The sequence below is a fragment of the Amycolatopsis sp. NPDC058340 genome (genome assembly GCF_042723975.1).
Taxonomy (GTDB): domain Bacteria; phylum Actinomycetota; class Actinomycetes; order Mycobacteriales; family Pseudonocardiaceae; genus Amycolatopsis.
The window spans coordinates 69,509-84,059 of record NZ_JBHXIB010000015.1 but is presented as its reverse complement, the minus strand read 5'-3'; the positions used below and the strand labels follow the sequence as shown (position 1 = coordinate 84,059).

Here is a 14,551-nt window from a genome sequence, read left to right as displayed (position 1 = left end):
TCGGAGCCGCGGCAGGACGTTAGCCGAACTTCCACCCCTCGTGTGGCACTTTGCGCCAAAGTGTCACTATTCGCTGGTCAAGGCGGGGCAGACCGGCCCGCCGCCTTCCGGGCCCGGAAGGCGGCGGATCGGCGCTCAGACCGGGATGTCGCCCGATATCCCCCACTGGGTGGTGAACAGGTTCAGGCCGTACCAGGTCCCGTTCGACGGTCGCCACACCACGAAGTCCGCCCGCGGGTCGCCGCCGAAGTCACCCGCCATCGGCACGTCGCCCGCCACCCCCCATTGCTGGGTGGCGATACCGAGCACGTACCAGACGCCGTTACCCGGGCGCCAGACGGCGAAATCCGCCCGTCCGTCCGCGTTGAAATCGCCCGCCACCGGAATGTCGCCCGCGACACCCCATTGCTGGGTCGCGATTCCCCGCACGTACCAGACACCGTCGCTCGGCCGTCAAACGGTGAAGTCGGCGCGTCCGTCCGCGTTGAAATCACCCGCCACCGGAACGTCACCGGCCACCCCCCATTGCACGGTGGCGATACCCAGCACGTACCAGGTCCCATTACTCGGCCGCCAGACGACGAAATCGGAGCGGCCGTCGCCATTGAAATCGCCGGTCAGCGGAACGTCACCGGCCACACCCCACTGCTGGGTCACCACCGCGCCGTTGCTGCTCTGGATGATGTACCAAATACCGTTGGACGGCCGCCAGACGGCGAAGTCCGCCCGGTGGTCACCGTCGTAGTCCGCGGCGACCGGCACGTCACCCGAGACACCCCACTGCTGTGTCACCACACTGCCGTTGCTGCTGCGGATCACATACCAGACACCGTTGCCAGGGCGCCAAACCGCCTTGTCGGCGAACCCGTCGCCGTCGAAGTCCGCGGCGGTCTTCTGCGACGGGGGCGAGGCCGCGACGCGGACATCGCCCTCGTCCGCGGCCGCCGCGGGCGCCACGAGCAGACCGGCGAGCAAACCCGCCAACGCCGTCCCCAGCCGAATGGATCTTCGCATTTTGCTCGAACCTCTTTCCGTTCGGTGGATGCACTCTTCCCAGTCCGCGCTTTTTGACCGAAGATACGCACCGGGACCGTTCCACCCTGACACCGACGTGTTGGCCTTGTCAGCAAGGTTTCCGTCCAGTGGACCGCGCGAGGGGATTTCAATGGAGACCAAGAGAAGAGCGAGAAGCGTCCTCGAAGGCGCTTTCACCCTATTGGATGCCTTGGTACGGCATCAAGGTGAAGCGGGCTTGACCCAGCTGGCGAATTCCTGCTCGATACCGAAAGCGACGGCACATCGATTACTCGAGCAATTGACCGAACTGGAGGTTGTCCAGCGCAGCGAAAACCGCTATCGCGTCGGCGTGCAGGCATTCCGGCTCGGCCAATCGTGGCAACCCTATCCGCGCCTGCTGGAGCTGGCCCGCGGCGAGCTCCGGCGCCTGACCGCGACCACACGAGCGAGTTCGGTGCTCGCCGTGCCCTGCGACGGGAACATCCTGATCGCCGCCGCCAGCCTCGCCCGGCCGGAAGACCACCTCCTTTTCCGCCCTGGATCGACCGTGCCGCAACGTATCGGCCGCTTCTGCCCGGTCTGGCAGGCGGAACACGAGCTCGTCGCCATCGAAGCGGCCATCAGGTTGCCGAACGGCAGGGCGGTCGGTTCGATCGCGGCCGTGCTCGCGCCGCCACAGCCACTCGCCGCGCTGTCCGACACGGTCGCCCGCGCCGCCCGCACCCTCGGCGCGGCGCTGGTGCGCAAGGCCGGCCCCGTGTCGCCGATGTCCCTTTGAGCGCCTAACGCGGTTTTCGAACGTCCGAGTCCCTTGCCCGTTCGGGCAGACTTTTCCCGCCTCATCGGCGATCCCGGGACAGGCCGCCTGATCCGGCCGGGCTCGTGATGATTGAATGACAAGGTTGTCACCCCGGCGTTCCGATCATCTTGAAGCGAGGCAAGTCACGTGTCCAATCCGTTGATCGCGCCCACTCAGGATTCGACGAAGTGGTTCACCGGCGTCTCCTTGCTGGAGACCGCGGACGGGCTGAAGACGGCGATCGAATCCGGGGACTGGGCGGGCGTCGCGATGGGCGTGGTCGGGACCGCGCTCGACGCGCTGTCGATGGCGCTGGACCCGTTCGGGGCGATCCTGGCGGCCGGGGTGTCGTGGCTGATGGAGCACGTGGGTCCGCTCAAGGACGCGCTGGACGCGTTGGCGGGCAACGCCGACGAGGTCCAGGCGCAGGCGCAGACGTGGGCGAACGTGGCCAAGGAACTGGGCGAGGTCAGCGAGGAACTGACCGTCCTGGTCAAGAAGGACCTCGAGTCGTGGAAGGGCGAGGCGGCGGACGCCTACCGCGCACAGGCGGCCGACACCGCCACGGTGATCCAGTCCGCGCAAAAGGGATCCGAAGGCGCGTCGTCCGGCGTGAAGACCGCGGGCGAGGTCGTCGCCGCGGTGCGGACCCTGGTGCGCGACATCATCGCCGAGCTGATCGGGCATCTGATCTCGTGGGCGCTGCAGGTGGTGTTCACCCTCGGCATCGGGCTGACCTGGGTGGTGCCGCAGGTGGTGGCGGCCGTGGCGAAGACGGCGGCGAAGATCACCGACCTCACGACCAAACTGGTGAAGGCGCTCAAGGCGCTGGTCCCGCTGCTGAAGAAGGCCGGGGACCTGTTCGACGACGCGGCGAAGGCGTTGAAGAACCTCAAGGGCGGCAAGGTCACTCCTTCGGGGAAGCCGAAGGATCTGGACACGAAACCCAAGGGCCCGCCCAAGGACAAGAACGGCGACGAGTCCACCACGCCGTCCGGCGACCACTCGTCCCCGAAGAACGACCCGCCGAGGACCGACCCGCCGCCCAAGAACGAGCCGCCGAAGAACGACCCGCCGGACAACTCGCGTGGCCTCGACGGTCCGCCGGGCGGCGGCTCGACCACGGCCTCCGGCGCGAAAACCGGTAGTGGTGACAAACGGAATCCGTCCGAGACCAAGGAACCGGGCTGCAAGGATGGCAGCGGTGACCCGATCGACGTCCAGAGCGGGGACGTGCTGGTCACCGAAAGCGATTTGGTCGTGCCGGGACCGCTGGGCCAGCTCGTGGTCCGCAACCACGTCTCGTCCTACCGGGGCGGCCGCTGGTTCGGCCCGTCGTGGGCGACACTGGTGGACGAGCGGCTGACCATCGCGAACGGGACCGTCACCTACTATTCCGCCGACGCGATGATCCTGCGGTTCCCGGTGCCCGCGCCGGGAACGGAGACCACCGCGCTGCACGGACCACTCCGGCGGCTGCGCGGCGAAGGCACCGAGTACTTCCTGACGGATCCGGGGCGCGGCACCGAACGCCGGTTCGCCCCGGCCGACGGCGACCCGGATCTGTTCCTGCTCAAGGAGATCCGCACCGAGGAGCACGCCTACGTCGAGCTGGAACACGATGACCACGGCGCCCCCTCGACGCTCAGGCACTCCGGCGGCGCCTGGATCGCCTTCGACGTCGCCGACGGCCGGATCCGCGCGATCCGCGCGCTGGCCGAAGCCACCGAAGTCCCCGTCGCCCGCTACGACTACGACACGCGTGGACATCTCAGCTCCCGCGCGAATTCCTCGCCCCTTCCGGCCCGCTACAGCCACGACGCCGAGGGCCGGATCACCGGCTGGACCGACCACAGCGGCGCCTGGTACCGCTACGTCTACGACGAACACGGCCGCTGTGTCCGGGGCGTCGGGGACCAGGGTTACCTCGACACGTCGCTCGTCTTCGGCGAGCGGACCACCACGGTCACCGACTCCTTCGGCTTCCGCACGGTGTACGAGTTCGACGAGGACGGCAACACCGCGGGGGTGACCGATCGGCTCGGCGGCGTGACCCGGAGCGAGTACGGCCCGCGCGACGTGCTGCTCAACCGCACCGACCAGCTCGGCAGGCGGACGGTGTTCGAGCACGACGCGGCCGGGCGGCTGCGTTCGGTGCTCCGCGCCGACGGCTCCCGCGTGGTGCTCACGGAATGGACCCACACCGAGCTCGCGATCGAGGTGGCCGACGGCGACCGGGTGTTCCGGCGGCGGTACACGGCCCCGAACGTGCCGGATCCGTACACGGACCCGCTCGGGGTCACCGAAGACCAGCACCTCGAGGACACCTACGGCGACGAACCCGGCCCGGGTGAAGTGGTGCCCCGGCTCGAGGTCGATCTCTTCGGGCGGCCGCGCGCGATCGACGACGCCGACGGCCGGACCACTTACGCGTGGACGGTGGAGGGCTCCCTGCGGGAGGTCGTCGCCGCGAACGGGACCCGCCGTCAGTGGGCCTTCGACGGCGAGAGCCGGGAAACAGCCCGCATCGACGAACTCGGCAGGACCTTCCGCACCGAGAACGGCCCGATGGACACGATCACCGCCACGATCGATCCCGCCGGCGCACGCACCATCTGGCGCTACGACACCGAATTGCGGCTCGTCGCGGTGACCAACCCGGCCGGGCAGACCTGGCACTTCACCTACGACGCCGAAGGACGGCTGCTCACGCAGCAGGATTTCGCGGGCCGGATCACCCGGTGCGATTACGACGCCGCGGGGCAGCGGGTGCGGCGGGTCGGCGCCGACGGCGAGATCGTGGAGTGGCGTTACGACCTGCTCGGCAACCCGATCGAGCGGATCAGCCCGTCGGGTACCGAGACCTACCGTTACGACCCGGTGGGCCGCCTCGTGCGCGCCACCGGCCCGGACGGTGTCCTGGAACTGGAACACGACGACGCGGGCCGGGTCGTCCGCCAGACGAGCGGGGCCGGGGACACCGCCGTCGGCTATTCCGGCGGCACCAAGACGATGCGCACTCCGTCCGGAGTGGACGTCCTTTGGGGACAGACCGGGGACGGGGCGGAGCTGCTGCGGATCGCGGGCACCGAGCTGACCCTGCGCGAAGACTCCGCCGGTCGCACGGTCGCCCTCTCCGCCGGGCCGAACCCGTTGCTGCGGCAGGAATTCGACGCGGCAGGCAGGCTCGTCGCGCAGCACACCCCGGCCGGCACCAAGCGCTACCACCGGCGGCCGGACGGCAGCGTCGCCGCACGGGAGGACCCGGCGGGCGGAGTGCGCTACGAGTACGACCACGCGGGCCGGATCACCGCGGCGCATCATCACGCCGCCGCCGAACGTTACGCCTACGACGTGCTCGGCAATCTGCTCTCCTCGTCACTCGGCGCGGCGCGCTACGTCCACGACGGGCAGGGCAGGGTGATCCGGCGGACCCTGCCCGCACCGGACGGGACCGAGCTGACCTGGGTGTTCGGCTGGGACGCGCACGACCACCTGGTCACCGTGCACACGCCGGACGGCGGCCGGTGGCGATACCGCTACGACGCGCTGGACCGGCGCGTGGCCAAGGAGCGGCTGGACCTCGCGGGCGCGGTCGCCGAACGGGTCGACTTCACCTGGGACGGCAACGATCTCGTCGAAGCCCGGCACAGCTTCGGCGGTGCCCCGGTGGAGACCTTGACCTGGATCCGCCATCCGCACGGGGACCGGGTGGTGGCGCAGGCGCGCACCCTGCCCGGCGGGCGGACCGAGGTCGCCGCGGTGATCACCGACGAGATCGGCACCCCGACGGAGCTGGTCGGCCCGGCGGACGGCCGGGTCAGCCCGGTCCGGACGAGCGTCTGGGGCCTCGTCGCCCCCGGCGCCCGCCCGGAAACGCCGCTCCGGTTCCCCGGCCAGTTCCACGACGCGGAAACCGGGCTGTACTTCAACCTCTTCCGCTACTACGACCCGGTCAACGCCCGCTACCTCTCCCCGGATCCGCTCGGCCTGACCCCCGGGCCGAATCCGGAGACCTACGTCGACGACCCGTTCCTCGAAGCCGACCCGCTCGGCCTGACCAGGAACTCGGGCAAGCAGACCAACTACGCCGACGACCCGTACGCCTACCTCGACGACGACGACACCTTCAACGCCCCCGCCCCGTGCCAGAAGGCCAAGAGGCCGGCGGTGAACCAGAACCCGGGGACGGGCAACGCGGGCAACGGCGCCGGTTTCGCCAAGCGGCCCAAGACCAGCAGGTACGAACCCCCGATCACCGGCGATGCCAACAAGTCGCACGGCGATTCCGGCCGCACGGTGATGGAGGGCGGCGGCAAGGAGGGCAAGGGGACGCTCGACGGCTCCGGGAAGGGCCAGTACCCCGGCGGGACCGAGCCCGCGGGCAACCATCTCACCGACGTCGACGGGCTGAACGGCAAGGGTCACTCGAACTACGACCCGCGCCTGCAGGCCGAGCTCGACAAGCTGCGTTCGCCCGATCCCAACGACAAGATCGGGTACAAACCCGACCACCCCAACGGCTACTTCATCAAGGGACACCTGCAGAACCAGGTGCTCGGCGGCTCCGGCACCGCGGACAACATGACCACCCTGTCCCGTAAGGCGAACGCCCAGATGTCGGGCAACTTCGAAGGGAAGCTGAAGGAGGCCGACATCAAGATCGGCCAGGTGAAGGAAGCCGTCGGCGGGATGAAGGATCCGGAGCTGCAGCGAAAGCTGGACGCACTGGGGATCAACAAGACCCCGGCGGAGTTCCGGCAAGAGGCCGGGCGCCTGGAGGTGGACTACTCGGTCACCGCCAGCGACAAGGTCAAATGGCCGGACGCCGTCAACCCGGAAGAGCGCGGCATCCGGGAACACCTCGTGCTCAGCGCCGAATACAAGAACCTGACGCCCGATTTGCAGAAGTTCATCGATTTCCGGATGAAGGACGACTTCCTGACGAAATTCCCGCCGGTGGGCACGCGGATGGACACGATCAGCGGCGAGTTCAAGCCACCGCTGTGACCGACGTCGTACCTCAGGGAGAGCCACTCACGCCCGCTGGCACGATGATGTTTCAAGGGCCGACCACGCCGCGCACGAAGCCCGCGATCCGCGGTGTGACAACGGCGGTGCCGTCGTCGATCATGCCCCGCATTCCCGCGAGCACCCGCTCGTCCGGCGAGCCGTGCACCTGGAAGTCCACCACCGTGCAGTGCGCCGACACGGCGTTGATCCGGTCCTCGGAAATCCGCCAGTGTTCGAGAACCGCGGCCGAGTCGGCGTACATCTGGTGGCTGTAGGCCAGCATCCGGTCGGCGTCCACGAAGGTCTGCACCATCACCTGCGGCGCGTTGCGCTCGACGAAGTCGATCGCCTCGCGCACCGCGGCGGTGAACTCCTCCAGATGGCCGTCGGTGATCCGCATGGTGTTCCGGAACAGGAGCATTTCGTCCGCTTCGAGAGTCATGCCGCCATACTTCAACCTCGACCTAACTAGAGGTCAACCGGCGGCCACCTTGACTCGTGTCAGTGTCCTGACATACCCTATGTCAGGACACTGACACGACGACAAGGAGCACGACCTTGCCCGCCACCGGCCCCGACTTCATTTCACTGCAAGCGCGCGACCTCGATGCTTCGCAGGCGTTCTACGAGCAGTACCTCGGCCTCGTCCGTTCACCGGCCGGACCTCCGCACGCCGTCGTCTTCGAGACGAAGCCGATCGCCTTCGCGCTCCGCGAGGTCATTCCCGGCACCGACCTGGGATCCGTCGCCCAGCCCGGCATCGGTACCGCGATCTGGCTCCACGCCACGGACGTCCAAGCCATTCACGACGCCCTCGTCGCCGACGGGCACACCATCGTCTCCGCGCCGATCGACGGCCCCTTCGGCCGGACGTTCACCTTCGCCGACCCCGACGGTTACCGGATCACCCTCCACGACCGCGCCTGAGGCGAGCGCCGCCGTCCAGTCGCGGAACGCGGCGACGAACTCTTCGGGCGCGTCGGACTCCACGTAGGTGCCCGCGCCTTCGACGATCACGGTCGTGTGGTCGGCGAAGGTGGCCTCCAGGCGTTCACGTTCCTGGGGACGGAAAGCGATGTCCTTGTCGCCCCACACGATCAGCGTCGGATAGTGGGCGATGCCCGGAAGCCCGGCCTCGATCTCGGCGAAGAAAGCGCGGCTGGCGAGGACACGGTTGGGGAACACGGCGGAAGCCCGGCGTCGCCCGGGATCGTCCATCGGCCGCCGGTAATGGGTCATCTCGAGCGCGTTCGGCTTGCGGCGCCGGTGTCCCAAGGGGACGAACATGTTGACGACGAAGTTCAGCCGCCGAGCCAGGAAGCGGCCGGGAGGACCGCCGAAGATCCGGGAAAAGTACTCGAAGTGGAAGACGCCGTTCACCGGCCAGGCCCAGGTGTTGGCGAGCACCAGCCGGGTGAAGACCTCCGGCCGCCGCTGCACGGCGGCCAGGCCGATCAGACCGCCCCAGTCCTGCCCGACCAGAGTGACCTCTTCGAGGCCGAGCGCGTCGACGAAGGCGGTGACCACGTCGGCGTGTTCCTCGGGCCAGTAACGATATCCGGGCTTCGGCGTCGACAGCCCGAAGCCCGGATAGTCGAGGGCGACGCACCGGAAGTCTTCGCGTAGCGCGCGGATCACGTCCCGCCACAGGAACGACCAGGTCGGGTTGCCGTGCAGGAACAGGAGTGTCGGGCCTGCCCCCTCGTCGACGTAGTGGACGGTGTTCCCGTCGATGTCGACGAAACGGCTCTCGAAGGGAAACAGCCGGTCATCGACCCACGAGGGCCTCACGTTCGCGGTGACATCCGACATGGCGGCCCCTCTCCGCTGGCTTCCGGTAGACTTGAGCTTGTCACGTACACTTGAGAAAAACAAGCTGAAGGACACGATGCGGAGCTACGGCCAGTACTGCGGGCTCGCCCGATCACTCGAGGTCGTGGGCGACCGGTGGAATCTGCTCATCGTCCGCCAGCTCCTCATCGGCCCCGCCCGATACCGGGAGCTGCTCGACGGCCTGCCCGGTATCGCGACCAATCTGCTGGCCGACCGGCTCCGCGACCTGGAGGCGTCGGGCGTGGTCGAGCGGCGGCTGGCCGGCACGGGCAGCGTGGTCGAGTACGCCCTCACACCGTGGGGCGCCGAGCTCCGCGAGCCGATCGAGAGCCTGATCCGCTGGTCCACCCCGTTGATGACCCGAGGTCCCGGCGACGATTCGTTCCGGCCCGAGTGGCTCGCCCTCGCCGTCCCCACCTTGCTCAGTGCCAGGGTGAAGATCCGCTCCGCGGTGACGATCGGCCTCGAAATCGGCGGCCCGCCGTACCAGCTCCGCGCGACACGCTCCGGCTTCGAGGTCGATCCGCATGACGGCCGCGAACTCGACGCCACCGTTCACGCCGTCCCCGCCTGCGTCCTCGGACTCGCCGCCGGCGCTCTCACCCTCGAAGACGCGCGCGCCCTCGGACTGGTCGAGATCGACGGGGACGAGTCCGTCGTCCGCACCGTCTTCGCCGCCTGAACGGGCGCCCCATCACCTCAGCGAGCAGCGCGCGAGGTCACCGAGACCGGCAGGTTTCCCCGCGGCGCGGCCGATGGCGATCGCGATCCGGTCGATCGCCGCCGCCCGTTTGTCCGCGAGCGGCCCGAGAATCGCGTTCCGCACGAAATTCGGCCCACCCTGCCCCTGCGAGAGAAGCCGTCGCACCCCTTGACCCCGAGGAGGTACCGGCTCTAACGTCTGGATACACCAGCGGGTGTTAACGTTAACACTACTCCGGTCAAGGGAGCACTCGACGATGATCCCCTTGCGTCCACGCCGTCTCGGCGTCCTGTTCGTTTCCGTGGCGGTTCTGGCCACGGCGGCGATCCCTGTTCCGGCGACGGCGTCCACGCCGGAGCGGAACCGGGCCCGGACCACCGCCGATGCGCTCACCATCCCCGGTATCGACGACGTCCGGGGGAACCTGGTGCTGCCCGCCGCCGGGCCGAATGGCACCGAGATCCGTTGGCGGTCTTCGGATCCCGGTGTCATCACGCCGACCGGCGAGGTCAGCAGGCCTGCCGCCGGCGGCTCCACGACCCGAGTGACCCTGACCGCCGAAATCGCCGACGGTCGTGACAGGGTGACCCGCGACTTCACCGCGACGGTCCCGCCGAAACCGGTCCGGCAGCCGCTGGCGGGCTACAGCTTCTTCTACTTCACCGGCGAAGGAACACCGGACGGCGAACAGATCTACACGGCGGCGAGCAAGGGCAACGACCCGCTGAACTGGACCGAACTCAACAACGGCAGGCCGGTACTGAGGTCGAGCCTCGGCGAACTCGGCGTCCGCGACCCGTTCATCCTCCGCTCCCCCGACGGCGACAAGTTCTACCTGCTCGCCACCGATCTCAAGATCCACGACGGCCGGGGCTGGGACGCCGCGCAGCGCACCGGCAGCCGGTCGATCATGGTGTGGGAATCCACCGACCTGGTCACCTGGTCACGCCAGCGCAGCGTGCAGGTCTCGCCGCCGACAGCAGGGAACACCTGGGCGCCCGAGGCGTTCTGGGACGCCAAGCGCGGGACCTACGTCGTGTACTGGGCATCGAAGCTCTACGCCGAAAACGATCCCGCGCACACCGGCGACAGCTACAACCGGATGCTTTACGCCACCACTCGCGACTTCCACACCTTCAGCGCGCCGCGGGTGTGGATCGATCCGGGTTACTCGGTGATCGACTCGACGATCATCCAGGACGAAGGCACCTACTACCGCTTCACCAAGGACGAGCGGAATCCCACCTCGTCCTCGCCGTGCAGCAAGTACATCACCGCCGAGAAGTCCACCGACCTTCTCGACCTGTCCTACGACTTCGTCGCCGACTGCATCGGCAAGGGAAACCCCGGCCTCGACCGCGGCGAAGGCCCGACCGGCTTCAAATCCAACACCGAGAACAAGTGGTACCTGTTCATCGACGAATACGGCGGGCGTGGCTACGTCCCGTTCGAGACCACCGATCTCGCGTCCGGCAAGTGGACCATGTCCGCGGGCGCGAAGCTGCCCGCGTCACCGCGGCACGGCACGGTCCTGCCGGTGACCCAAGCCGAACTCGACCGGCTGACCGCGCCGCCCTCCCCCGCCAAAGCGGACAAGGACGGCCTCGTCGCGCATTGGCCGCTCAAGGACAACGCGAAAGACGCCACCGGTCACGGTTACGACGGTGCTCCCGCGGGTGACGTCAAGTGGTCCGGGGGCTCGCTGGAGTTCGGTGGCGGCAACGGACACGTGCAACTGCCGAACAACCTCCTGAACGGAGCGGCCGCCGCCACGGTGTCCGCCGACGTCTTCGTCGACCCGGGACAGCAGACGCCCTATTTCCTGTACGGGTTCGGCAACACCGGCCCGTCCGGCGCGGGAGACGGCTACCTCTTCAGCACCGGTGGAACGGACGGCGACGGTTTCCGCGGTGCGATCGCGTCCGGGAACTGGACCACCGAACAAGGCGCGGCCTCGAAGGGCGGGCTGCCGCGGGGAGTCTGGAAGAACGTCGCGCTCACCGTTGGCGGCGGCAGCGCGGTGCTGTACCTGGACGGCGTCGAAGTCGGACGCGACGACAAGGTCACCATCAGACCGTCGGACCTCGGCGGTGGGGTCACGGCGGCGAACTATCTCGGCCGCTCCGTCTACTCGGCCGACAAGACCTTCAAAGGCAGGATGAAGGACGTCCGGCTCCACAACCGGGCGCTGTCCGGCGCCGAGATCGCCGGGCTGCCGTCGAACAGCACCGTGATCCGTTCGGTCGCCCTCGACGCGCTCGAAGTGCCTGCCGTCGTCGACACGACCGGCGGGACCATCGTGCTCCCCGTCCGGCCGGGCACCGACCTGCGACGGCTGAACCCGAAGTTCACGCTCGCTCCAGGCGCGCGGATCGCTCCCGGCGACGACCGCCCGGTCGATCTGCGGCGGCCCAAGAAGTACACCGTCGTCGCGCCGGACGGCCGCACCCGCGTCTGGACCGTCGAAGCCCGCGAGTTCCGCGGCCCGGCTCTGCCGGGATTGAACGCCGACCCGAACATCGTCGCGTTCGGCGACACGTATTACCTCTACCCCACCGCCGACGGTTTCGACGGCTGGGGCAGCACCACCTTCTCGGCATGGTCGTCGAAGAATCTCGTCGACTGGACGAACCACGGGGTCGCGCTCGACCTCGGACCCGGCGTCGGCTGGGCCGACAAGAACGCCTGGGCACCGGCGATCGCCGAGCGGAACGGCAAGTACTACTTCTATTTCTGCGCGGAGGCGAAGATCGGGGTCGCCGTCGGCGACTCGCCGACCGGCCCTTTCACCGACACCGGCGAACCGTTGATCGCGACGAACCCCGGCGGCGGCCAGGCGATCGATCCGGCGGTCTTCATCGACCGCACCGGCAAACCGTACTTGTTCTGGGGCAACGGCGAAGCCTACGTCGTTCCGCTCAACGACGACATGGTCTCGTTCGATCCGGCCGCCGTCCAGCGGATCACCGGGCTCGACGACTTCCGTGAGGGCCTGTTCATGGTCGAGCGGACCGGCACGTACTACCTGACCTGGTCGATCGACGACACCCGTAGCGAGAACTACCGGGTCGCCTACGCCACCGCCGGCAGCCCGACCGGCCCGTTCACGAACCGCGGGCTGATCTTGAACAAGGACACCGCGCGCGGGATCAAGGGCACCGGGCACAGCTCGATGCTGCGGGTGCCCGGAACCGACGAGTGGTACATCGCCTACCACCGCTTCGCCATTCCCGGCGGCGACGGCACGCACCGCGAGACCGCCATCGACAGACTGACCTTCACCCGGGACGGCCGGATCGTGCCGGTCACGCCGACCCTCGAAGGCGTCACACCACGGCCGATCCGGCAGGTCTGCGGGACGACGCGCGCCGTGTGAGCGTCTTCCGGCACACGCGGTGCCCACAGGAAGTTCTCGCGTCTCGCGCGGGCTCTCGAGTCACCAGGAGACTTTCACGTCGGGCTTCCCGTGCTCAGCCGGTACGCCCCGGGGCGAACCGCCGTAACCAGTGGCGTCCATGACGATCACGCGACGCCGGTCAGCCGCCGACGAGCTCCTTCGCTTTCGCCGCTGCCTCCCGGCAGGTCGCGAGGTCGACGGCGCGGAGGGCGGCGCCGACTTGGGCCAGCGCGACGGCGTTCATCGAGAGGCTGGTGACTCCCAGCCCGGCAAGGACCGGGGCCAGCGCGGGCGAGGCCGCCGCCTCACCACAGATCCCGGCGGGTTTCCCTGCCCCCTCGGCCGCTTCGGCCACCGAGCCCACCAGGCGCAGCAAGGCCGGCTGGTCCGGGGCGTTCAGTTCCGCCACCGCGCCGAGTTGCCGGTCCGCGGCGAAGAGGTACTGGGCCAGGTCGTTCGTGCCGAGTGAAACGAAGTCGACTTCGGCCAGGATTTCCTTGGCGCACAAGGCCGCCGCGGGGATCTCGATCATCACGCCGACGCGCGGGACGCCTGCCGCGCGGGCGCGGGCGGCGAACCACGCCGCTTCGGCCGCGGTGGCGACCATCGGGGCCATCACCGACAGCTCGACGCCGGTGGCTTCGGCCGCTCCGGCGATCGCGGCCAGCTGGCGGTCCAGCACGTCGGGCCGGTCGAAAGCGATCCGCAGGCCACGCACGCCCAGCGCGGGGTTCGGCTCCGTGCCCATGGCCAGGAACGCGAGTGGTTTGTCGGATCCGGCGTCGAGGGTGCGGACGACGACCGGCTTCCCCGCGAACGGTTCCAGCACCGCGCCGTATGCCTCGCGTTGGCGAGCTTCCGTCGGTTCTTCGGGCGCCGACAGAAAACAGAACTCGGTGCGGAACAGGCCGATGCCTTCCGCCCCCGCTTCGGCGGCGGCGCGGGCATCGGCGGCCGAGCCCACGTTGGCCAGCAGTTTCACACGATGCCCGTCGGCGAGCCTGCCGATTCCGTCCCACGTGGCGCGAGGCGTCCGGGCGACGGCCCGCACCGTGCCGTCGGAGGCGACGACGGTGCCGGAATCGCCGTCGACCGCGAGCCCTGGACCGTCCAGTGCGAGGACGCCGGCGCAGGCGACGACGGCGGGGATCCCCAAGGCGCGGGCCAGGATCGCGGTGTGGCTGGTCGGGCCGCCCTCCTCGGTGACCAGTGCGAGCACGAGGTCCGGATCGAGACCGGCGGTGTCGGCCGGTGCGAGATCACGCGCCACCAGGACGCTCGGCGAGGTCAGCTCGGGAATGCCCGGCGGGTCGACACCGAGCAGCGCGGCGACGATCCGGTCGCGGACGTCGGCGATGTCGCGGACCCGTTCGGCCAGATAGCCGCCGCTCGCCGAGAGGGCCTCGCTGAATTCCGCGGCCGCGTCCCACACCGCCCGCGGTGACGGCAACGATCGTTCCCGCACGAGCCTTTCCGCGGTCGTCACCAGTGCCGGGTCGCCTGCCATCAACGCGGTCGTCTCGAGAACGGCCCGTGCCTCACCGGTCGCAGACCGGGCCCGATCGGACAACAGGGCGGCGACTTCGGCGGCCGCGGGCCCGATCTTGCCCGCTTCGGCCTCGACGTCGTCCGGCGCCGGACCGGCGGCGGGTTCCGGGAGGCCGACGGCAACGAGAACCCGAGGACCAGCGGCCCGACCTGGGCTGACTCCGACTCCGGACAGCTGCATCGCATGACCTCCATGAGGGATGAAGCCTGAAACAGGGGATTGACATCAAGGTAACAACAG

At 69.0% G+C, this 14,551-nt stretch carries 10 protein-coding genes and 1 pseudogene; 5 read left to right on the top strand and 6 right to left on the bottom strand.

The window, feature by feature from the left end; translation table 11 throughout:
• Nucleotides 1-135 precede the first annotated feature (135 nt).
• Both ACFWIW_RS19485 and ACFWIW_RS19480 read right to left on the bottom strand, forming a co-directional pair.
• Entirely contained in the window at nt 136-429 is a 294-nt protein-coding gene (locus tag ACFWIW_RS19485) for a hypothetical protein (RefSeq protein ID WP_378369695.1), read from the bottom strand.
• Between the two features lie 24 nt (nt 430-453).
• Entirely contained in the window at nt 454-1,014 is a 561-nt protein-coding gene (locus ACFWIW_RS19480) for an FG-GAP repeat domain-containing protein (RefSeq protein ID WP_378369694.1), read from the bottom strand.
• On the opposite strand from ACFWIW_RS19480, the gene ACFWIW_RS19475 reads away from it, so the two are divergent.
• Both ACFWIW_RS19475 and ACFWIW_RS19470 read left to right on the top strand, forming a co-directional pair.
• Nucleotides 1,001-1,795 (top strand): helix-turn-helix domain-containing protein, encoded by a 795-nt coding sequence (locus ACFWIW_RS19475; protein WP_378369693.1) that lies wholly within the window; start codon nt 1,001-1,003, stop codon nt 1,793-1,795. The genes ACFWIW_RS19480 and ACFWIW_RS19475 overlap by 14 nt on opposite strands.
• A 168-nt stretch (nt 1,796-1,963) precedes the next feature.
• Entirely contained in the window at nt 1,964-6,826 is a 4,863-nt protein-coding gene (locus tag ACFWIW_RS19470) for an RHS repeat-associated core domain-containing protein (protein WP_378369692.1), read from the top strand.
• 52 nt (nt 6,827-6,878) lie between these two features.
• Here ACFWIW_RS19470 and ACFWIW_RS19465 read toward each other — a convergent pair whose 3' ends face one another.
• Nucleotides 6,879-7,271, bottom strand: coding sequence for a hypothetical protein (locus ACFWIW_RS19465; protein WP_378369691.1), 393 nt, complete (start codon nt 7,269-7,271; stop codon nt 6,879-6,881).
• Between the two features lie 116 nt (nt 7,272-7,387).
• On the opposite strand from ACFWIW_RS19465, the gene ACFWIW_RS19460 reads away from it, so the two are divergent.
• The gene (locus ACFWIW_RS19460) at nt 7,388-7,756 is read left to right on the top strand and encodes a VOC family protein (protein ID WP_378369690.1); all 369 of its coding nucleotides are present in this window, start codon (nt 7,388-7,390) and stop codon (nt 7,754-7,756) included.
• Between the two features lie 39 nt (nt 7,757-7,795).
• Here the strand turns inward: ACFWIW_RS19460 and ACFWIW_RS19455 are convergent.
• Nucleotides 7,796-8,641: pseudogene (locus ACFWIW_RS19455) on the bottom strand (alpha/beta fold hydrolase); the annotation flags it as partial.
• Between the two features lie 76 nt (nt 8,642-8,717).
• Here ACFWIW_RS19455 and ACFWIW_RS19450 point away from each other — a divergent pair.
• Nucleotides 8,718-9,344: a winged helix-turn-helix transcriptional regulator gene (locus ACFWIW_RS19450; RefSeq protein ID WP_378369689.1), complete on the top strand. Its 627-nt coding sequence runs from the start codon at nt 8,718-8,720 to the stop codon at nt 9,342-9,344.
• A gap of 12 nt (nt 9,345-9,356) precedes the next feature.
• Here ACFWIW_RS19450 and ACFWIW_RS19445 read toward each other — a convergent pair whose 3' ends face one another.
• The gene (locus tag ACFWIW_RS19445; RefSeq protein WP_378369688.1) at nt 9,357-9,488 is read right to left on the bottom strand and encodes a hypothetical protein; all 132 of its coding nucleotides are present in this window, start codon (nt 9,486-9,488) and stop codon (nt 9,357-9,359) included.
• A gap of 133 nt (nt 9,489-9,621) precedes the next feature.
• Here ACFWIW_RS19445 and ACFWIW_RS19440 point away from each other — a divergent pair, with 133 nt between their 5' ends.
• Nucleotides 9,622-12,741 (top strand): family 43 glycosylhydrolase, encoded by a 3,120-nt coding sequence (locus tag ACFWIW_RS19440; protein ID WP_378369687.1) that lies wholly within the window; start codon nt 9,622-9,624, stop codon nt 12,739-12,741.
• Between the two features lie 160 nt (nt 12,742-12,901).
• On the opposite strand, the gene ACFWIW_RS19435 is transcribed toward ACFWIW_RS19440, so the two are convergent.
• Entirely contained in the window at nt 12,902-14,491 is a 1,590-nt protein-coding gene (locus ACFWIW_RS19435) for a phosphoenolpyruvate--protein phosphotransferase (protein ID WP_378369686.1), read from the bottom strand.
• Nucleotides 14,492-14,551: the final 60 nt, after the last annotated feature.

Bases quoted from the DNA above. Each gene is read 5' to 3' on its own strand.
- ACFWIW_RS19475 (WP_378369693.1), top strand. From the start codon at position 1,001: ATGGATCTTCGCATTTTGCTCGAACCTCTTTCCGTTCGGTGGATGCAC.
- ACFWIW_RS19480 (WP_378369694.1), bottom strand. From the start codon at position 1,014: ATGCGAAGATCCATTCGGCTGGGGACGGCGTTGGCGGGTTTGCTCGCC.
- ACFWIW_RS19465 (WP_378369691.1), bottom strand. From the start codon at position 7,271: ATGACTCTCGAAGCGGACGAAATGCTCCTGTTCCGGAACACCATGCGG.
- ACFWIW_RS19450 (WP_378369689.1), top strand. From the start codon at position 8,718: ATGCGGAGCTACGGCCAGTACTGCGGGCTCGCCCGATCACTCGAGGTC.
- ACFWIW_RS19440 (WP_378369687.1), top strand. From the start codon at position 9,622: ATGATCCCCTTGCGTCCACGCCGTCTCGGCGTCCTGTTCGTTTCCGTG.
- ACFWIW_RS19435 (WP_378369686.1), bottom strand. From the start codon at position 14,491: ATGCAGCTGTCCGGAGTCGGAGTCAGCCCAGGTCGGGCCGCTGGTCCT.